Annotated in this window: 15 protein-coding genes; 6 read left to right on the top strand and 9 right to left on the bottom strand. The window is 38.3% G+C overall.

Annotated elements, in window-relative coordinates:
- Window positions 1-18: 18 nt before the first annotated feature.
- From XM47_RS17890 to XM47_RS17860, 7 genes are all read right to left on the bottom strand, one after another.
- A complete protein-coding gene (locus tag XM47_RS17890; RefSeq protein WP_078061960.1) occupies window positions 19-2,622 on the bottom strand; it encodes a glycoside hydrolase family 31 protein in 2,604 nt (867 codons plus the stop codon).
- A complete protein-coding gene (locus tag XM47_RS17885; RefSeq protein ID WP_245623499.1) occupies window positions 2,622-4,466 on the bottom strand; it encodes an alpha-amylase family glycosyl hydrolase in 1,845 nt (614 codons plus the stop codon). Before XM47_RS17885 ends, XM47_RS17890 begins: the two co-directional genes overlap by 1 nt.
- 273 nt (window positions 4,467-4,739) lie before the next feature.
- Complete coding sequence (locus XM47_RS17880; protein ID WP_048695656.1) at window positions 4,740-9,035, bottom strand: alpha-1,6-glucosidase domain-containing protein; 4,296 nt, start codon at window positions 9,033-9,035, stop codon at window positions 4,740-4,742.
- Window positions 9,036-9,065: 30 nt separating this feature from the next.
- Window positions 9,066-12,005, bottom strand: coding sequence for a TonB-dependent receptor (locus tag XM47_RS17875; RefSeq protein ID WP_053084614.1), 2,940 nt, complete (start codon window positions 12,003-12,005; stop codon window positions 9,066-9,068).
- A gap of 399 nt (window positions 12,006-12,404) precedes the next feature.
- On the bottom strand, window positions 12,405-12,623 hold the full coding sequence (locus tag XM47_RS17870) for a hypothetical protein (protein WP_048695653.1): 219 nt from the start codon (window positions 12,621-12,623) through the stop codon (window positions 12,405-12,407).
- Window positions 12,624-12,666: 43 nt separating this feature from the next.
- Window positions 12,667-13,023: a ribonuclease E inhibitor RraB gene (locus XM47_RS17865; RefSeq protein ID WP_048695673.1), complete on the bottom strand. Its 357-nt coding sequence runs from the start codon at window positions 13,021-13,023 to the stop codon at window positions 12,667-12,669.
- A gap of 20 nt (window positions 13,024-13,043) precedes the next feature.
- Window positions 13,044-13,523 carry a GNAT family N-acetyltransferase gene (locus tag XM47_RS17860; RefSeq protein ID WP_048695651.1) on the bottom strand — a complete coding sequence of 160 codons (480 nt, stop codon included), beginning with the start codon at window positions 13,521-13,523 and terminating at the stop codon, window positions 13,044-13,046.
- A gap of 104 nt (window positions 13,524-13,627) precedes the next feature.
- Here XM47_RS17860 and XM47_RS17855 point away from each other — a divergent pair, with 104 nt between their 5' ends.
- Both XM47_RS17855 and XM47_RS17850 read left to right on the top strand, forming a co-directional pair.
- Window positions 13,628-14,659 carry a GGDEF domain-containing protein gene (locus XM47_RS17855; protein ID WP_048695649.1) on the top strand — a complete coding sequence of 344 codons (1,032 nt, stop codon included), beginning with the start codon at window positions 13,628-13,630 and terminating at the stop codon, window positions 14,657-14,659.
- An 82-nt stretch (window positions 14,660-14,741) separates the two neighbouring features.
- A complete protein-coding gene (locus XM47_RS17850) occupies window positions 14,742-15,002 on the top strand; it encodes a DUF1289 domain-containing protein (protein ID WP_048695647.1) in 261 nt (86 codons plus the stop codon).
- On the opposite strand, the gene XM47_RS17845 is transcribed toward XM47_RS17850, so the two are convergent.
- Window positions 14,994-15,419, bottom strand: coding sequence for an OsmC family protein (locus XM47_RS17845; protein ID WP_048695644.1), 426 nt, complete (start codon window positions 15,417-15,419; stop codon window positions 14,994-14,996). The two genes, XM47_RS17850 and XM47_RS17845, sit on opposite strands and share 9 nt — an antisense overlap.
- Window positions 15,420-15,465: 46 nt before the next feature.
- Between XM47_RS17845 and XM47_RS17840 the strand changes: the two genes are divergently transcribed.
- From XM47_RS17840 to XM47_RS17830, 4 genes are all read left to right on the top strand, one after another.
- Window positions 15,466-16,704, top strand: a complete 1,239-nt coding sequence (locus XM47_RS17840; protein ID WP_342669149.1) for a cystathionine gamma-synthase family protein — start codon at window positions 15,466-15,468, stop codon at window positions 16,702-16,704.
- Window positions 16,705-16,791: 87 nt separating this feature from the next.
- Window positions 16,792-17,073 carry a late competence development ComFB family protein gene (locus XM47_RS17835; RefSeq protein WP_048695639.1) on the top strand — a complete coding sequence of 94 codons (282 nt, stop codon included), beginning with the start codon at window positions 16,792-16,794 and terminating at the stop codon, window positions 17,071-17,073.
- Window position 17,074: 1 nt separating this feature from the next.
- Entirely contained in the window at window positions 17,075-17,236 is a 162-nt protein-coding gene (locus tag XM47_RS18940) for a DUF2496 domain-containing protein (RefSeq protein WP_077066610.1), read from the top strand.
- A gap of 152 nt (window positions 17,237-17,388) precedes the next feature.
- Window positions 17,389-19,494, top strand: coding sequence for a TonB-dependent receptor plug domain-containing protein (locus XM47_RS17830; protein WP_078061959.1), 2,106 nt, complete (start codon window positions 17,389-17,391; stop codon window positions 19,492-19,494).
- 46 nt (window positions 19,495-19,540) lie between these two features.
- Here XM47_RS17830 and XM47_RS17825 read toward each other — a convergent pair whose 3' ends face one another.
- A complete protein-coding gene (locus XM47_RS17825; protein ID WP_048695635.1) occupies window positions 19,541-20,014 on the bottom strand; it encodes an RNA recognition motif domain-containing protein in 474 nt (157 codons plus the stop codon).
- Window positions 20,015-20,218: the final 204 nt, after the last annotated feature.

Raw genomic sequence — 20,218 nt, 5'->3', positions numbered from 1 at the left:
AATAACAATTAGCCTAAATTATTTTAAATTTAGGCTAATTGTTTTACTGTCTTGCTGTGACCATTTAAATTTAACCACGACTTGCTTAGCAATTGGATAATGTGCGGCGCTAGTCGTTTTCGCATTAGTCGCTGCTGCCAACTTAACCGCTTTACCATCGACTGTTATCTCAGCTGAATTAGTTATATTGTGAATCACGAGTTTTATGTTTCTGGATTCTGGTTTACCTTGATAAGTTTTAGCACCTGACAACTGCGACAAACTTATATCTAGCGTTTGGCTCATCTCTTTATATGAAGCGTCAAAATTTAATATTTCATATAAACCTTTTTCAAATGCATGGGCTGTGTATCCATCATCCTCATACATTTTTCCACTCGCATGTTTAACGCTTTTGTCGTGGTAATAATGCAGAGTTAATTCATCGCTTTGATAGTTAGCAGCATTATTAACTTGTTCCAGCATAGGTATAAAAGATCCAGCCTTCACTAGTACCGGAATGGTTTCTATATTGGTTGGTAATAAAACTTGGCGACCACCTTGATATGCTTTATCTGTCCAATAGTCGAACCAAACTCCCTGAGGCAAGTTGATGGCTTGCTTGCTCACACTCGCTTGTGTGATGGGTGAAACAAGAAAAGCATCGCCCCAAAGGTAACTTTGGTTGTCAGTTAGGTGTTCACTTTTCTCATCATTGAAAAACAGTGGGCGCATTAACGGCATACCGGTTTGATTGTTTTCAAATGCTAAGCTGTAATTATACGGCATTAGCTGATAGCGAAGTTGGATAAACTGGCGGGTGATATCCTTTACTTTTTTAGAGTGAAAGATTGGCTCGGGCGCAACATCATCTTGAGCATGCGGTCTGTAGATAGGCTGAAATACCCCATACTGTAGCCAGCGAATGTAGAGTTCTTCATCCCAGTTATTACCTGCAAATCCACCTAAATCAGAGTGAGTATAGGCTAAACCAAATAATCCCATTTGCAGTGATAATTCAACTTGCGGCACCAGTCCTTCCCAGCTACGGCTAACATCGCCTGTCCAAGGCAAGATGCCATACCTTTGTGAGCCGACAAACCCTGAACGCATTAAGTTAAATGGTCTAAGGTTTGGATAATGTGCTTGCTGTTTTTGATACATCATTTTGGCCCATTCGTGACCAAATGCATTATGGATCTGGTCGGCACCCAGCTGTTTTCCATTTACCTTATGTAAGGTATCGCTAGGATGAACTTCTGGCTCACCTAAATCGCCCCACCAACCGCTCACGCCTTGTTCCATTAAGCCTTGGTAGATTTGCCAAAACCAATCTTTACTGTTTGGGTTAAATATGTCGATTAAGCCGGTATTGCCAAAATAAAAATCGAAAGTTTTTGGCTTGCCGTATGCGTCTGTCGCTAGCACTTTATTATCAACTGCGTCAGACCATTTTTTTGAATTGGTTAAGATAAAAGGTTCTGTAATTAAAACTGTATTTATCCCTTGCTGTTTAAAGTTATGGATCATTTTTTCTGGCTGCGGAAATGTGTTGCTATCCCAGTCTAAATTGCCCATATGACCTTGAACATCTTTACCAAACCAATATAAATCAAAAATAATAGCGTCTAGTGGAAAGTCTTCTTGAGCAAACTTTTTAACTGTCGCTTCAGCTTCAGCTTGACTGCGATAGCCGAATCTTGAAGCTATGTAACCTAATGCCCAACGCGGCGGCATAGGTTGTCTGCCGGTTAACAAGGTAAAGTCTTTCACTATTTTCGGGTGGTTTGGTGCTGATAAAACAACATAACTGAGCGGGCCTGATACAGCTTCAAAACTTAGAATGTCTTTGTCCGTTTTAGCTATATCGAGCCATCCTTTGGCTGGGTTATCGAACAAAACAAGGTATTTTTTATCGGATAGAATAGCGGGTAGGGAATAGTTCATTTGTTCAGAATACGTGCCGTAACCATAATGAGCTCGGTTATAAAGGGGTAATCTATGACCACGTCTATCCATACCCAAAACTCGTTCACCACCACCTAGAATTTTTTCGCTAGGCGATAATCTAAAATTAACACAGACCTGCATGTTAGCTTCTATTGCAGTATCGTTATTCGCTAGATTTTCACTGGTTAAACTTTCAGCCTTGGCATTTAATTGGGTTAAGAAACCTTGTTCCTCACTAATTAATAGAGTTTCGGCTAATCCATCGAGTCGGTAGTAGCTTAATCTGAGCGGTGATTTGTTAATCTCTACTTTAAATACACTGGTTTTGAATACCAGTTTACTATCCACTTGAGTTAACTTAGGTTTAATTGACTGGTTTTTTAATGCTTGGCTATGTCTGTCCGCAACTAGGCTGAACGATTCAGATGTCGGAATAGATTCATTGCTAAAGCTAACCTCAACACTTGAGTCGGTCAAATAGGAAATGCTGATTTTGCCATCTGAGCTTGTTAGTTCTAGCTGATTTTTATTGATTAGCTGGTGGCTAATATAGTCTCGATTAATGGCTTGATTTGCGTTTGCTTGTGTAAAAATACACAAGCAAACAATAACCACAAAACCAGTCAAAAATGAGTTTAAAAAGCGATTGCTTAGCCTGATATTAACAGGCTTGGTTTGGGTTAAGCTAAACATTATTTAGCTACCTTGTGCATGACTTTAAATACCATGGACTCTAAACCCGCCAGTTTAAGCTTAAATTTACCTTGTCCATTGGTAATATTAAGTTCTGCTGATGTTTTATTGTATAGCTGGTCTGTTAATTGATATTGACCGTCTGCTAACTGCATTTGTGCAATGAGATCACTGGGTATGATAATGTCTAACGCTTGAGTGGCTTGCTCGGAAAAATTACTGACAACTATTACTTGATCTGTTTGGCTGTAGCGGACAAAAGCAAGTTGTTGCTGGCTGTAATTTGGATTTGCACTACGGTTAATAGATTGAATTTCAGCATAATTAGCACTAAATACTTGATGCTTACTCAGGTTAAGTAGGCGACGGTAAAAGTCGCGTAGTTCTAGTTCTTCAGCACTAGATTGACCGCCATCAAACTTGCCATTATTCATCCATCTTTGATGTGCTGGCACACCTACGTAATCGAAAATGCTGGTTCGACTTGGATCGCCAAATCCTGTTTCTTCGCTGCCATCTTCTCCAACTTCTTGACCAAAATAAATCATGATTGGAGAGCTGCTCATTAATGCTGAAACCACCATAGCTGGTTTGCCAAATTTGGCATCGCCAGCAAATTCTGGGCTTGAGATTCTTTGTTCGTCGTGATTGTCTAAAAAGTGAAGTAGATTGTGTTCTATATCCGCAAAGCGGCTTTGAATACTCACTAAATTGGCAGCGTAATCTTGCTCTGTTTTCTGCTGCATCATAGGTTTTAATGTATCGTAAAAGTCGACTTTATCGTACAGGTAATCCATTTTGCCTAAATGGATGTAATCACGGTAAATACTTGGGTTGTAAATTTCAGCTAGCAAGAAAGCATCAGGATTAACTGTCTTTATTGCAGAATTCATATAGCTCCAGAACTCAACCGGTACCATTTCTGCCATATCATATCTAAATCCATCTACCCCTTTTTCAGTCCAGTAAAGCGCTATGTCTCTAAATTTTACCCAAGAATCAGGCACAACTTGAGTTTGCCAAAATTGGTAATGAGCTTGGTAGCTTTTATCTGCATAACCTGAAGGTAAGCTAGGGAAATCTTTGCTTCCATCTGGTTTAACACCATAATTTACTTTAACAGTTTCGTACCAGTCGTTGGCATCAGGTTGAGCTTTTCTTGCTCCATTACCTGTCCATTTTGCTGGTCGCTCAACAAATTTTCCATCCGCTAATGGATGTTGCTCTCCACCTAATACTTGATAACCATTTTTAGCTACAGGTACTTTGAATGCTTCGCCGACAACATAATAAAAATTATTGTCCTTGGCATATTCGACAGATGTATCATCATTTTGGCCAAAGTCACTAACGCCTGCAGGTTTACTGATCGACTGGTAGTTTCTCGCAACATGGTTCGGCACTATATCGATAATGACTTGCATTTGGTTTTTATGGGTCCTGGCTATTAGCGCTTGAAATTCTGCTAGCCGATTTGCAGGGTCTACGGCTAAGTCTGGATTAACATTGTAATAGTCTTTAACCGCATATGGTGAACCTGCTCTGCCTTTAACGACATCTGGATCATCCGGTCTAATACCATATTGGCTATAATCTCTAATCACAGCATGATGAGGTACACCCGTATACCAAATATGGGTAACGCCTAGTGCTTTTATTTCGGCAAGTGCTTTATCTGTGAAATCGTTAAATTTACCCACACCATTTTCTTCTATTGTGCCCCAAGGTTTATTGGTTGTGTTGGTATTGCCAAATAAACGAGTAAAAACTTGATAAACAACGGCTTTAGGCTTTTGTTGGGTGTTTGCTTGCTGCGCTTGTTTGGAACTGGAATCAGTTTTCATTGTGTTTACTTCCTTGGTTTGTTGTGAGCAAGCAAGAAGCGTAGAAAAACAAGTAATTAGAGAAACAGAGCGTGCAATTGTGTGTAATTTTTTCATAGGCCAGTCAATTTTATTAGCTGATATTTAAGTATATACGTAGGTATAGAATGTGTTTATTTTTAGTGTGCTTTTGGCTTAGAGGTATTGTTAACGGCACAATAAAAATAAAAACATCTTGAATAAAAAAGGCCGCGCAGACCCAAGAGTCAAATCGCGGCCAAAGCATGAAGCAGTTTAATCCGCTGCTGTCACAGTTAAACTTGGTGCTGAGCCATCTGGACCTACAATGGTGAAGGTGTAAGTGCCAGCTGTTTCAATGGTTACTTTTAAGTTTGCACCTTTAAAAGTAAGCTTCTCAGCCGTGTCGACATAAGTAGCGGCTTCATCAGCAGAAAGACCACCTAGATCAATCGTGCTCCAATCTTCTGATGCTACTTTAAACTCATGTTCACCTGTCGCTAAGTCGATATCGGTTGAGTATGTGCCGTCACCGTTATAGTTAAGTGGGTTAGCTGTTCCCCAGCCGTTCATTCCACCTCGAATATAGGCTTGAACTCCGTTGAAGAATTCTTGCTTAAATACTCTTAGTTTAGGTTCGGCAAGCGTTGTCATATCAAAGATGAAAATCACGCTTGTATCTGCTGCTAGCGTAAAGCTCATGTTGCTACCTTTTGCTGCTAGTGCTAACTCGCCAGATAAATCGATTGCTGTATCAGCAGCAGCCCCTAAATCAACGGTAGACCAATCAGAAGAGGCAATTTTAAAGCCATAGCTACCTGCAGTTAAGTCTGTTGCTAAGGTATAAATTCGACCACCTTGATATATGAGTTCGTCAGTTGTACCCCAGCCGTTCATATCGCCACGTAAATATACAGGTGTACCAACGAAAGGTTCTTCATTAACAATATTAAGTGTTGGTGCATCTTTGCTTGAAGCGTCAAAAGTAAATACATAGCTTGCATCAATATCTGGTGTGAAGCTTAAGTTTGTATTGGTTGAGAATAAGTCTTTAGTTGTACCAGCAGTAACAATACCGTCACCTGCTTCTGCACCGCCAAAGTTTATACCGCGACTACCCCAATCGGCATCAGCAAATTTGAAGCCGTATGTTTGACCACCTGTTAAAGCAACAACCACTTGGTATACGCCATTGCCCATGTATTTAAGGGCAGAATCTGTACTCCAACCATTCATGTCGCCACGTAAGTAAACTGTTTCGTCACCGTAAGGAACAACGTCAGGTGCACCTTGAGTTGCTAGCGCAGATAAACCTGAACCTTGCGCATCGCCCTGAGGTTTAACGAATACAGCTGTCGTTAATGCAGGTACAGTAAATGTGCCTTCTTCGTCACTTGATACAAAGCTAGCGTCTTGCACGAGTGTATCTGCTGAGTTTTGTTGAATAGTATGTAGCTCAAAACCTTGTGCTGTTAATACAGAGTGAGATTGAGTTTGGTTGGTCGCATTTATAACCACTACAATCGCGTCATAGTTTGGATCTAAATCGGCTAAATCTGCACCATCATCCATACTCATTACAATTAAGCCTTGAGTTTGGTTTTTACCTATATTGTGGAAACCAACTCGGGCGATAATGTCTTGCTCTGTGGTTAACTTAAATAGCGGGCTTGAGTTACGAATTTTCAAGAATTCAGCGAATACGTCTGAGCTTTGTTTTATTTCGTTGTAACCTGGAGTCGCAATTGAGCTCAGTAGTGTCCCAATATTGTCCCATTTAGCTTCATTTTTTTCAGAAGATGGTAAACCAATGTTCCAATTGTTGGTTTGCATTGTGTAATCAATGAAGTTGAACCAGTCACCTGAGTTATAGCTATCTCTGTCCATAGATTTTGAGCGCATCATGTCAACACCTAACTGGAAGAAAGGGATACCTTGGCTTAAAACTGGAATACTAGCTGAAACAGAATGTGCTCTAACTCTATCTGATAAGCTTAAATCTGAAGCTAACCCGTATTGAAGTTGATCCCATAAGGTTTCGTTATCGTGCTTAGAGATATAGTTGATAATATCAGCTGGATCTTTTGCATAAGACGCTCGGCCAAATGCACTGCCTTTTGCATCTGTATCACGAGCGCTCTTTAATACAAACTCAGCTAGCGTGCCCGCTAGGCCTAAGCGAATGTGATCTTGTGCTTCTAAATCACCATCTGTTTTAAATAACTCAGCGCTGCGAATATAGTCACGCGGTCTGTCGTTAAAGGTACCAATTTCCGTACCCGCTAGGTTGTCTTGAACTGCTTGAACGAATAAACGGTTGTTTTCGACTTCGCCCCAGTTCCAGCCTTCACCATAAAAGTAGGTGTCCGGATCGATTGCTGCAACCGCATCACGTGCATCTAAGATGGTTGATTTAGGCATGTGGCCCATAATATCAAAGCGGAAGCTATCAAATTTATACACTTGCGCCCAATGTACTAGTGAATCTACAACGAACTTATCCATCATGCGGTTTTCTGTTGCGGTATTTTCGCAGCAAGTAGAACGCTCTATTTCACCTGATACCGGGTTGTATCTATGGTAGTAACCAGGTACTAACTTATCTAGAACCGATTTGTTATTTAATCCTGATTCAGCGGTATGGTTGTAAACAACATCCAATACAACTCGATAACCTAGATCATGCAAGGCTTTGTTCATTTCTCGCATTTCTTTAATTCGGCTTACGCCATCTGGATTAGATGCATAGCTGCCTTCAGGTGCATTGAAGTGATGCGGATCATAACCCCAGTTAAAGCCATCTAGATTGTTGATAGAAGCGATTAATTTTTGTGACATTGTCGCTTGGTGTTTAACATCGTATGACTTAAGCACTTGGTGAATTGTCATAGCGCCATTAAATTCAAGGCATTCGGTTAAATTAGGGATGCGTTCACATAAGGTTTCGACAGTTGAATCTAAATCAATTCGTAACTCAGGGTTTTCTTGAATTGAAGCGATATCATTAGCAGGTAACATATGGAAATGTGTTACGCCACTGTCTGCCATTCTTTTTAGGTATTGAACCGCGTTCGAGTCTGTTTCTGTAAAGGCTAGATACTTACCTCTATTTTCGGCAGAGACGGTGTCATCTAAAATACTGAAATCACGAATATGACCTTCTAGTAATACAGCATCTTCTGGATTCGCTACTGTCGGTATATTGTGAGTATCCCAATCGGCAGGTTTTAAATCTGTATCGTCTAAATTTACAAACTGAGAATATTCACCATTCATAGCTAAGCTAACTGAGTATGGGTCTGTTGCTGTTGTTGTTTGTACTTTTTTGCTAATCGGGTGGTATGCTTTAACTTCGAAACGATAGAATTGTCTATCTAATTCGCTGCCGCCTTCATAAGACCAGATACCTGTAATGTCATCATAGTCCATTTCATGCGTGGCAGTTTCTAGTTTGTTTTCGTCATAAACTTTGAGACTAACTTTTTGAGCAGTTGGTGCCCAAACTTTACTGATAATGCTGCCATTTTCGTATATCACACCTAATTTAGCTTCATCCGCATCATTTTCTGTTTGAGTGAATAGCGCATCTAAAGCTTTTGCGTGTTGTACATAAGTGGCTTTAATTGGTTTGTCATCTGCATCGTAAGCTACAGCGACTAGTTGGTTTTTAACGATTGATTTAGCTTCGGCAAGTGTTGAGTTAGAGGTAAAAGCTGGCCATGAATTAATATGCGGAACCAATTCGGCTAATTCAGTTGATAGGCTACCAAGGCTAAATTCAACCGTGTCACCAGTCACAGCGCCTAAGCGATCAACTCGAACAATGCCATAAGGTGAATGATGTATTTTAACTTGGCTAACTGCCGAAGTATCTATATCCCAAATAAGGGTGTTTGCATCTAGTAAATGCGCCGCGCTGTCTTCAATCGCAAGGTCTGCTTCACCTAATCCTAGTAGCGGGTACTCATATAAATCAGAGCTTTTACTGATGGTAAAGTTCATACGGACAAACAGAGCATCATCTTGCACTAGGTTGATTTTTTTATCTCCGCCTAGATCTTTTCCTGCGTCATCTGTACCAATATGAACCAATACGTTAGCACAATCAGCATAGTCTGGTTTTAATTTTAGTATCCAGTATGCGCCGTAATTTGGATCGACACCTGAGTAATTTAAGCCATTGGCCCAAGATTCAGCGATTGATTCATCTGCTAGCGAGTCGCATGCATCATTATTCCAAGTATGTAAACGGTAGCCCTCATAAGCTTTGTCGCTTGGACGGTTGTAATAAAATACACTTTCGTTTTCTTTGGGCGTATAAACGGGTGCTGGTAATAATGGATCGTAACCAACGATACAAGATTCGTTTAAGGCATCAGGTATTGTCGGTACTGGGCAAGTTAGTGGCTCTGGCTCAACGCAGCTAGTACCTGCTTGATTAGGGACTAAAGGCACATCACAAGTAAGTAAGGTGTCACCTGCTGTAATATCTGTACTCGGCTTACAACCAAGCAAAGCTGCACTAACAGCGAGTGCTAGTGGAACAAGTTTTATTATGTTTTGCGTATTCATTTTTTACTCCAAAATTCGGTTTAAGCTTGATTACAGTGAATAGTTCACGCCAAGGTATAATTGGCGGCCAAAATACTGCAATGTGCCGGTTTTAGCTGTATTGCCGAAATAGGTTTTGGTTGGCTCATCTGTTAGGTTATTTGCTTGGAATAACACGCTTAAGTTGTCGTTAAATTGATAAGAAGCTTGGTAATCCACAACACTTTCGGCATCGTAATTAACCAGTTGACTGTTGATCGCCGTTTGGTCCGAAACAAACTTACTTCTTTGTCTTAAACTAATGCGAGTTTCAAAGCCTTGGTATTCCCAAAATAAGCTTGAGCTTAGTAAGTTTTTAGATAGGCCAGGTAGGCTAGTGTTAAATTTGTCACCATCTAAATCTTGGATTTGTGAGATTTCACTTTCCGTATATGAATAGCTTAAATTAACCCCTAGACCAGAGAATAATTCAGGTAAGTCAGTGAAGATCTTAGTGTAAGAAACTTCTAAACCGCGTAAATAACCACCTTGGTCATCATTAACGGCTAAGTTATAGGTTTTGTTAATTGTGGTTTTTGGAACACCATCTTCATTGAAAACAATTTCAGGTACAGGGAAACCATTGCCAGCGAAATCAAAATTTTCAATCGCAATATCTTGAATGCCAGCCGATTCGATGTTTTTGTAGAAAAGTGCAATGGCTAATGAACCTGAAGCATCGTCAAAATATCGCTCGTAAGATAAGTCGTACTGAGTTGCATAAAATGGCGTTAATTCAGGGTTATTTTTGTTTTCCCCCGTAACATGGCCATTTGTTAGATTAATATTGTACGAGGTTTGTGCAGACAAACGATTAATTGGTGGGCGCGACATAACGTCTGCTGCTGCAAACCGAATGTAGTCGTTATCTGTGAGTTGGAAATTCAAGTTTAGTTGAGGTAGGTAATCTCGGTAACTAATGCCACGGATTTGATTTGCATATTGATCATTTACTAATCCGGCATTATCTGTGATGTATTGAGCGCCAAACTTTACATTACCATCAACGTCTTTTAATTCAGTCGCGTATTGGTCTGTTTCAACCATTCGCACACCAAAGTTACCTGTTACTGGAACACCGAACACTTCTGTATCTATATTCGCCATGATATAAGCTGAGAATACATCTTCATATACTTCGCCGCTTTGAATCATGCTCCAGCTATAGTCTGATTGTGTGGTGATGTCTTCTTCATCATTGATCACACCTGGTGCGTTACCCCAAGTTTGAACTGGTTGTGGTGTGCCTTCAGGAAACCAAGCTGCAAGTGCTTTGTCTACGTCAATCGCTAAATAGCTAGGGAAGTTAGCAAACTCGTCTTGCCAATCAACCACAGTGACCATGTCTTCTGTCAGTTTTAGTGGTGGCTGTGTTGTTAAAAAGCTTGAATCACTGCCGTACTCGTAAACAGAGCGATCGGCAGCATAAGTTCTTTCAGACCAACGAACACCAGCCTGTATCGAAGAGATAAAGTCGATATCTGTTGTGTAGGTAAAATCAAATTTAGCTGCATCTAGCTTGTCTTTGTAGACATATGGGTAGATACCATATTTACTGACCATCATCTTATTAATATCAGTAAAATCATCTGCTTGGTTGAAGCCTACATCCGGTAATTCTAAGCCATTTAATTGATAGAAAATTTCAACATTTGAATCGACAACTGGCTTGTCTGCATTGGCATCTTCAGCTGCTAATGCCCATAACAGTCCATTTCTAAAATCACTGCTGGCTTGTGAATGAGAAAGGTCGATATTTAAGTTTAAGTTATCGCTTATTTGCCAGTCGGCATTGATGCCATAACTCGTTATGTTATTAATTTTATTATTATTATCGTTAGTGCTTTCTACTCGAGTATTGTTGCCTGTACTTCTTCGTTTAAATACACCACCTACAACATATTTACCTTGGTCTTGAATCAGTTGCTCAGTGACTGCTGTGGTTGGGTCTAGCTTAACTCGGAAGCCACGCGCAAATTCTTCTGAATTAAATCGGGATTTAAAAAAGTCTGCTTTTAACGTGAAATTATCTGTTGGAGCATACTCAATAACCGCCATATAGCCGGTTCGCGTTTCTTCACCACCTTTGTGTTGTAGTTCGAAACCTTCTGATAGCCGTTCACAGCTGATAGGGCAGCCATCATAGTCTTGGCCATCAATAGTCGCTTGATCTTTGGCGTTGTCTTCTGCGATCAATTCATCTAAATCATTATCAACGTCTTTTTCACCGTCATAACGTAAGCCAACAAATTGAGTCGAAACACCTGGTTGATATAAGCGAGCAAAACCGACCGCGACCCCAAGCGTATCTTCTAAAAATTTACCTTGGTAAGAAACACTGATTCTATTACCTGTACTAGGCGCACCGTACACTTCTTCAGCACGGTCATTTTTCATCATCCTAGCGTTAGCTGATAATTTGTAATCTTCTTTTATTGACAGTGGGCTAGCTGTTTTTAGTTCAACCGTACCTGCGACACCACCTTCTAATAATGACGCTTTTGGCGATTTGTATACAGCACCTGAGCTGATAAGCTCTGAAGGATACTGGTCGAATTCAACATTACGTTCGCCTTTAGTTGATACTTGCTCTCGGCCATTTAACGTTGTCGCAACAAAGCCACCAGATAAGCCTCGAATATTGATCTCACCAGATTGACCATTGGTTCTAACGGCTGAAATACCCGGTAAACGTGTCAATGCATCGGAAATTGATACGTCTGGTAATGCGCCTAAATCATCGGCTGAAATTTGTTCGGTTACTGTGTCTGAAAATCGTTTAGTGTTAATCGAGTCGATTAAACTACGACGAAAGCCGGTAACAGATATGGTTTCTATTTCTTCATCTGCAGCTGGGCTGTTTTCTTCAGCTTCAGCACTGTAGAGGTTGAATGAAGTCAATCCTGCTGCAAGGAATGCAAGTGTTAGTGTATTTGGTTTAAAACTCGACATAGGTGCTCCCAATTGTCATTAACAAAATGAGTGCTACCTAAGTTGATTTTGTTATTTTAAGTAGCGCTTCATCAACACAAATAAAACAAATGTTAATATTTTGTGCTAATAGCATGTTAGAGTTTTATTAATTAGAAGGGTATGCCTTTGCATACGTATTCAAAAGGGCATATTTTTAGCTAGATTATTTAATTTGTTTTATATCAATGTCTTATGGTTGGATTTGTTTTGTTTAGGTGAATTTTATGCATACGTATGCATACATTTTGAGCAGGTGTTCAAGAGGTTAATGTTAGAAAAACGATATTATTTTGGTTGAATTAAAGAGTAGATCTTAATATTAGGAGCCGGTAAGCAAGCTTTAATGTATTACTTACCGATATATTGGCTTGGTGCTGATTAACAATCTTGGTCTGCTGTTTCCATTTTTTCTTTGGCTTTCTCACAAGCTTCTTTTGCCATCTGTTTAGCTTTTTCTGTGGCCTCTTTAGCCGCATCTGAACTTGACTCTAAAAAGCTGTCTAGTTTTTCTCCAGCTGTTTTTGGTTTGTCTTCACAACCAGATAAACCCAGCATAGCGAAAGTGATTAAGATAGTTGTTAGTAATCTAGGTCGCATTATATTCTCCATTTTATGATTAAAGCCTAATTCAAAAGATTGTTTACATCTCTAACTCGACGCCCCAGCCATCAGAGTAGCCTCTCAGGTTTTCAATACATGTAGTAAAAGCGTCATCTATTTCAGTGATTACTTCTTGTGTGGGTACTAGGGTTAAGCTGGCTATTAGTTCAACGCCACCGCCAAATTCGGGTTTGGCTAATTTGACTGTCTCAAATTGTCTTCCTGAAATAACTAAAGATTCGACGATTTTTATCGCCTCTTCAGCCGTTTCTTTGAACTCGAAAGCGCCAATAAAGTCAATTTTCATCTCTTGGCTTAAGTCTATTCCAGATTCAGCCATCTCAGCTAAGATTTGACTGGTTTGGTCGTCTTCAGGAAAGGTATCAATTCCTAACATAATTATTTTCTCAATTTGGGTTATAAAGGCTTTTGCCAAAACTCTGCGGCACCAGCACTATCTGATAGTTTATAGGGCACATAGCCTAACTTGTGATACAGCGTTTTGGCTAGTTTATTTTCAGCTAATACTTCTAATGTTAGTTTGCAATAGCCTTTTTGTTTAGCAAAATCTGTTGCTTGCTGCATTAAGCTTTTCGCAATGCCTTGGTTTCTGTAATCTGGTACAACTGTTAGATCATGGATATTTAATAGTGGCTTAGCATAAAAGGTCGAGAAGCTTTCGAAACTATTTAATAACCCGACGGCTTTCTCCTGTTTGAAAGCTAGCCAGCTGTAGTAATCGCGCCTTGTTTGTAATGCTGTAATTAAGTTTTCCAAACAAGAGTCAGGTAAAGCTTCGCCACCACCCATTTCATCTAAGGCATATTGTGACAACAACTCGATAAGTGCCCTTTGGTGTGTCGGATTATTTAAATCGGTTGAGACAATCGTCAGCATATTTTACCTATATTTGTGATGTGAAGGAATCTGTACCCGCGTACTCATTTAAGCCTATTTTTGTTCTATAATTAATGCATGTCCACTAATTAAGTTATGACAGCATGTTAAATAACGAATCTCATTTATTAGAGTCGGTTATCCAAATCACGGAAGAAAGAGATAAATCGAGATTAGAAAAAGCCTTAATAGAGACAATATCCAACTTTGTAACTTTCAATATGGCTTACATTTTAAAGCCTTTGGTCATAAATTCTAAAGCTGTTTTTTCTTTATCTAGCGTTATTGGTGAAGATGATGAGCTTAAAGGATTTGACTGGTATGAATTTCATCAAGAAGAGTATATTTTACAAACTTCAGATTTATCTTTAGATTTGCAGCAAGGTGAGGTGACAAAATTTGCTTTGGCTAATTTTTATCGACATATTTTTCCAATTACATCTTCAGGAAAAGTTAAAGCTTTACTCATACTTGATGGCGAAATGTTAGAGCCAACATCTGAAAAATTAATTTTAGGCTTTTTACAAATACATAGTAATTTTTTGAGCATTATCGAAGATAGTGAACTCGATACGCTGACTAACTTATTTAATCGTAAAACCTTTGATGTTCAGTTAGCTAATCTAATTGATAAAGTCGAGAAAGAAACAAGCCGCAACCCGGGATTAAGAGCGCAAGCTACAAACTCTGGCTATTGGATTGCGATTTTGGATATAGATCATTTCAAAAAAATTAATGATACCTATGGCCATATGTATGGTGACGAAGTTTTATTGTTGTTTTCAGATTTGATGAAAAAGTCTTTTCGCCGGAGTGATCTGCTCTTCAGGTATGGCGGAGAAGAATTTGTTGTAGCGCTGACTGGTGTCGATGAAGAGGGCGCTGCAGTCATTTTTAATAAGTTTAGGGAAAAAGTTGAAAATTTTGATTTCCCTCAAGTCGGCAATGTCACTGTGAGTATAGGTGTTAATAAACTGGATTCTGAACTACATCCCACTTTGTTATTAGAAAGGGCAGATAAGGCACTCTATTATGCTAAAGAAAATGGTCGTAACCAAGTTTGTGTTTATCAACAGTTAGCGCGTGACGGTCTGTTAACTGATAGGGTTGTTGCCAATGATATTGAGTTGTTTTAATTAGGAAGCTACGACCCAAATTTGTATTTTAAATAAGCTTAGGTATACACTTAAATAAACTTACCCTTATATTCAAAGCTTTATGCAACAAACCTCGTTATTTGATCAACAAGTTGAAAGCCCCTGTATTGGTTTATGCCAAGCAGGTGCGCGTGGTTATTGCAAAGGGTGCCTCAGAAGTAGAGAAGAGCGCTATTATTGGGCTAATTTAACTGCTACACAAAAATTACAAGTGATAAGCTTGTGTGAAATGCGTAAGAAAAAATTACAAAGTAAAAAACTTAAACAGCAAGAAAGTGAATTACTCGCCCAAATAAAAGCTCAGCAGCTCGATTTATTCTGATGTGTTTATTTCGTACGTAATCTCTACTCCACCAGCTTTTAGCATCGCAGCTACTGAACAGTATTTGTCGACAGATAACTCAACGGCTTGCTGAGCTGCTTTTGCAGAAATATTTTGTCCAGATATAACAAATTCTAGATGTATTTTTTCAAATACGGCAGGAATTGCATCCGCTCTTTGCGCTGATACATTGATCTCGCAGTTAGCAATTGTTTTCTTTTTCTTTTCTAGAATAGATACAACGTCAAACGCTGAACAGCCGGCTAGCCCCATTAAGACCATTTCCATTGGACGTATACCTTTATCTTCTCCGCCTGCTGAAGGCGGTCCATCCATAAAAGTTTGCTGACCATTGGTTGCCGTTCCTAAAAATTGGCGTTTGCCTTGCCAAGATACATTTAATTTTTGAGTTGACATAATCGTATTTGAATTACAAGCTGAATAGTAAAATAGTCGCATAGATATGAATACGATGAAAGAAAAAGGTTTTACGACACAACTTGTACATGCCGAAAGGCTGCAATCACCTGAGCATGGTGCCATTCACCAAGCTACAAACCAGTCAGTATTATTTCATTACCAGAATGCGCAAGATTTAGTTGATGTTTTCCAAGGTAAGAGTCAAGCCTATGCTTATGCTAGGCAATCAACGCCCAGCACGAATTCAATTCAAAATATTTTAGCTTCACTTGAACAGGCGCATGATGCCTTAGTTTTTGCCACTGGTATGGCTGCATTAACCACGACTATGCTAACTCTACTTAAAGCTAGAGATCACGTCTTAATTAGTCGTTATGTGTTTGGGAACACAAATAGTTTTGCCGAAACCTTAACTCAATTAGGTATTGAATTAGATTTTATCGATGTAACAGACATCGATGATGTGCGCGGAAAAGTAAAATCAAACACTCGAATTGTCTTTACTGAAACTATCGCCAATCCTGTCACTCAGGTGGCTGATATTACCGAGATCAGCAAAATTTGTAATGAGTTTAACTTGTTGTTTATTGTTGATAACACTATGACGCCAAGTTATTTATTTAATGCCAAAGCGCATGGCGCGCATTTAATTATCACCTCGTTAACTAAGTACTTTGGCGGTCATGGCAATGCTTTAGGTGGTGCTGTTATTGATACCGGCCTATTCGATTGGTGTTTGTTTCCCAATATCTACCCTGCTTATCAATCTGCTCAGGTTAAAAATTGGGGATTAACTCAAATTAAAAAGAAAGGCTTACGAGATATTGGCGCAAGTATTAGCTCTGAATCTATCCATCATTTATCGGTTGGCTCGGAGACGCTTGCGCTCAGAATGGATAGAAGTTGCTCAAATGCGATGAAGCTAGCTGAGTTTCTTGAGCAGCACCCAAAAGTTAAAAAAGTTTACTACCCTGGCCTTGAAAGTCATCCGCAGCATCTTCTTGCAAAAAACATGTTTAAATATTTCGGAGCTATCATGAGCTTTGATTTATCTGAGGCGTTGGAGCCATTAGATTTTATCAATAAACTAAATGTGATGCTGTGTTCGACACATTTAGGTGATAATCGCAGTTTAGTTATTCCTGTTGCACCGACGATTTACCATGAAATGGGATTAGAAAGGCGCCAATCTATGGGAATTAGTGAGACTATGATTAGATTATCAGTTGGGATTGAAGATATAGATGATCTGATTTCTGATCTGAGTCAGGCTTTAGGTTAAGATTTTTAACTTGTTTGATGAAAATTCTAGCGATAGTTTGGGTTTATAGCTATTCTGTAGACGTAACCAAATTTATAGGAGAAGTGAATGAAGTTACATGATGACGTGCATAATTATTATGAAAAATTAGTCGTAGATAAACTTGCCACTATGGATATTACAGAAGACACAACAGAACCAGACTATCTAGCTGATTTATGTTGCTTGGTTTTAAACCAATTGCCACCCAGATATATCCGTTATGAGGTCGATATGGCTTTTTATTTACCTCAAGCAGAACGTTTGCAGATGGAATTGAATGTTGATAGTGCAATTAGAAGCTCTATCAAATTCTTGGATGCCAGGGATAATAGAAATTTAACAAACTAATATGACATTAGAAAAAGCACCTTATGCAGTTAAATTAGCCGTAGATATTATTGCATTATTAGAAGAAAATAAGGTTCCAGAGCACGAAGTATTAGCGGCTTTAGAAATCATTAAGCAAGATTACTTAAACAAGATAGATGTACAAAACAAAAGCAATAATTAACCATTAGTCAGTTTTGTTGAGAATTATTTATATTTTTTGTCAAATTGTAACAAAATCAGTATTTTCTATATTGATTTTAGGGACACTTTTATTCAATACTTGGATATCTAATTTAGTAGTATAGACATCGATATAATCGATTGTGAAATTAAATGAATCAAAATAGATTAAAACACATCAACTCTCTCTTGCTTTCTGTGGCCGCGTTTTCTTCCGCGTCATCATTTGCTGTCGATGACATTTTCCTAATGCCGATTGAGCAATTAATGCAACTTAATGTCGCAAGTGCAACATTAACTGATGAAACTATACTTAGTGTTCCATCTAGTGTGGCTGTATTTTCTAATAAAGATATTAAGCGTTTGGGTTTAGATACCCTAGATGAGTTATTAAATTTTGTGACTGGAGTCCAGAGTACTCAAGGTGAAAGAGACAGCCGTTTTAACAAGGTTTCGTTTCGAGGTCGAACCAGTGGTTCGGGTGGAAGTGAAGTTCTCATTTTGTTAAATGGTCAGAGAGTCAACAGCGAGTATTCAGGCAGTAATGATTACACTGTCCCTATGATTCCTTTATCTTTTGTCGATAAGATTGAAGTTATAAAAGGATCGGGTTCCGCTATTTATGGTTCAAATGCCTTTTTAGGTGTAATTAACATAATTACTAAAACTAATTTATCGCCTTCAATTTATTTAGCGACAGGTAATTTAGATTCTAGAGAGTTTTCAGCGTCAGCAGGGTTCGAACTGGATGATTTTACCTTACAAGCAACTTTTGCTATAGGGGATGATAAAGGTGATATCTATCTAGATGAGATGGATACTTTTACACCTAATATGAAAATGAATCTTTCTGATCCTAAATCACATAAAGATATCATTATTAATGCAGGCTATAAAAATACGAATTTGAACGTATTTTATACTAATCAAAGTTCAGATGATTTTTATGTTCAAGGCCATATCAGTAAAGGTTATAACCATACTGAAACATCTGCCTTAATTTCTAATTTAAAACATAAACTAAGCTGGAGTGAAGACTTTTACAGTGAGTTAATGTTGGATTATCGCGTCAGTAAGGCTAAATTATTCTCTCAGGTTACACCTGAAAATACATTTTCTTTATTTAGCATTCCACAATCAAATGAAGCTCTAAAAGGTATTACCCCTATCGAAGAGCGTGCTGTTGGTTTAAGGTTTAATCATTTCTATACAGTCAATCCTAATTTAGATTTAAGTTTTGGTTTGGAATATAGAAAGAGCAAATTACTTAAAACAGAATCGTTAGCTAATTATGATTATTTTGGCTTTTTACTTGCCGGTGGAACGCCCCCTATTACTTATTTCGGTGGTGAATTTAATAAAAATACACCATTTGTTGCACCGAGCCGCAGAGATATTTCTGCAGGCTTTTTACAAACACAGTATAAAATTTCAGACAGCACTGAATTGACCTTTGGTTTAAGATATGACTCATACAGTGATATAGGGAATAACTTAAGTCCTAGGTTTAGTGTTGTTAGCCATATCTCTGAAACTAATACGGTTAAGTTTAATTTTGGTGAAGCATACAGAGCACCGCAGTTTAATGAATTGAATTTATTAAATAACCCAAGTATTGAAAGTAACCCAAATTTAAACCCAGAAACGATCGTGTCATACGATGTAATTTGGTTGTTTAATAGTGATGAGTTTAATTTCACAACAACTTATTTCAAACACTCTATTGATGACGCCATAGTAACCCCTCTTCAAGAAGGGAGAGTTCAGCTAATCAATTTATCTGATAAGCAAAAAACTAGCGGGCTTGAATTCGAATCTACTTGGGCTGCGAAAGAAAACCTTTCAATAAAGCTTGGTGCAACTCATTTGTTTAGTTCACCAAATGATCAATATCGAGAGTCTAAAAATACTTTATTTGGGATAGTAAATTACGAACAAGATGCTTGGAATTTTAACTTATCCATAAATCATCAATCTGCAAAAGAAACGCCAGTTGAAAAAATAGATATAGGACTGAATCGCCGTAACACTTCTTTATCTAATAGTGATTCGGTAACAACAGATACGAAAAGATTAGCTAGTTATACTATTGTGAATACCAAGATAAGTTATTCTTACACTCAGAAATTAGATTTGTTTTTCAAAGCTAAAAACTTATTTAATGAAAAATATAGAACGCCTTCTTTGAGTAACCAATTAAATAATGGTGTGCCAAATAGAGGTGTGGAATGGATGTTTGGTGCGGAAATGGAATTTTAAGGCTTGATTAACAAAGAGTAGCCGCAAATAGCGGCTACTTTATGTACTAGCTTTCAGAAACTTGAGCCGTATCTTTAGCTACTTTATCTTTTGCTTCTCTTACTTTAAGTGTTCTTTGTTGGAATTCAGAATCATTTAACTCTTCCACTGCTTTTACAATGGCATTCGCTGAAATTTCAACAAAGCCGAAGCCTTTACGCTTACCTGTATTTCTATCACGCATTAAACGAACAGAAGTAACAGTACCGTATTTTTCAAATAATTCCTTTACTGCAGCTTCATTAGCTCTATATGGTAAATTACCAACATATAGTGTTTTAGTCTCTACAGCTTCAGTCGAATCACCAGAATCGTTTGCTGAACTTGGGCTTAATAACATAGCAATTGTACCGCCAACAATGATACCTAAACTGATAGCTACATTTGCTTCTAATTGAACGGAAAGAGCAGGAAGTACAAAAAAAGAAATTAAAGCAAGAACAATAGTAACAACTGCTTGCTTCATAATTGGGTTGGACATCGAAAACCTCGAAAATTATTTTAGTGTTTATCAAAATTTAAAAGAGTGTGTAAATTACATCATTATTTGTAGAATTTACATACTAAATGCATTCTGTATGTAAAATAATCTATTTTTGATGCTTTATTTAACGATTTTAAAAAAAATGAATAAATATCAAATTAGCGGTTGACGCATCTTATTTCATCTCTATAATGCCGCCCC

Source organism: Catenovulum maritimum, assembly GCF_001050375.1.
Taxonomy (GTDB): domain Bacteria; phylum Pseudomonadota; class Gammaproteobacteria; order Enterobacterales; family Alteromonadaceae; genus Catenovulum; species Catenovulum maritimum.
This window is presented reverse-complemented; position numbering and strand designations above follow the sequence as displayed.

Bases quoted from the DNA above. Each gene is read 5' to 3' on its own strand.
- XM47_RS17880 (WP_048695656.1), bottom strand. From the start codon at position 9,035: ATGAATACGCAAAACATAATAAAACTTGTTCCACTAGCACTCGCTGTT.
- XM47_RS17890 (WP_078061960.1), bottom strand. From the start codon at position 2,622: ATGTTTAGCTTAACCCAAACCAAGCCTGTTAATATCAGGCTAAGCAAT.
- XM47_RS17825 (WP_048695635.1), bottom strand. From the start codon at position 20,014: ATGTCCAACCCAATTATGAAGCAAGCAGTTGTTACTATTGTTCTTGCT.
- XM47_RS18940 (WP_077066610.1), top strand. From the start codon at position 17,075: ATGACATTAGAAAAAGCACCTTATGCAGTTAAATTAGCCGTAGATATT.
- XM47_RS17855 (WP_048695649.1), top strand. From the start codon at position 13,628: ATGTTAAATAACGAATCTCATTTATTAGAGTCGGTTATCCAAATCACG.
- XM47_RS17865 (WP_048695673.1), bottom strand. From the start codon at position 13,023: ATGTTAGGAATTGATACCTTTCCTGAAGACGACCAAACCAGTCAAATC.
- XM47_RS17875 (WP_053084614.1), bottom strand. From the start codon at position 12,005: ATGTCGAGTTTTAAACCAAATACACTAACACTTGCATTCCTTGCAGCA.
- XM47_RS17860 (WP_048695651.1), bottom strand. From the start codon at position 13,523: ATGCTGACGATTGTCTCAACCGATTTAAATAATCCGACACACCAAAGG.
- XM47_RS17850 (WP_048695647.1), top strand. From the start codon at position 14,742: ATGCAACAAACCTCGTTATTTGATCAACAAGTTGAAAGCCCCTGTATT.
- XM47_RS17840 (WP_342669149.1), top strand. From the start codon at position 15,466: ATGAATACGATGAAAGAAAAAGGTTTTACGACACAACTTGTACATGCC.
- XM47_RS17830 (WP_078061959.1), top strand. From the start codon at position 17,389: ATGAATCAAAATAGATTAAAACACATCAACTCTCTCTTGCTTTCTGTG.
- XM47_RS17885 (WP_245623499.1), bottom strand. From the start codon at position 4,466: ATGAAAACTGATTCCAGTTCCAAACAAGCGCAGCAAGCAAACACCCAA.
- XM47_RS17835 (WP_048695639.1), top strand. From the start codon at position 16,792: ATGAAGTTACATGATGACGTGCATAATTATTATGAAAAATTAGTCGTA.
- XM47_RS17870 (WP_048695653.1), bottom strand. From the start codon at position 12,623: ATGCGACCTAGATTACTAACAACTATCTTAATCACTTTCGCTATGCTG.
- XM47_RS17845 (WP_048695644.1), bottom strand. From the start codon at position 15,419: ATGTCAACTCAAAAATTAAATGTATCTTGGCAAGGCAAACGCCAATTT.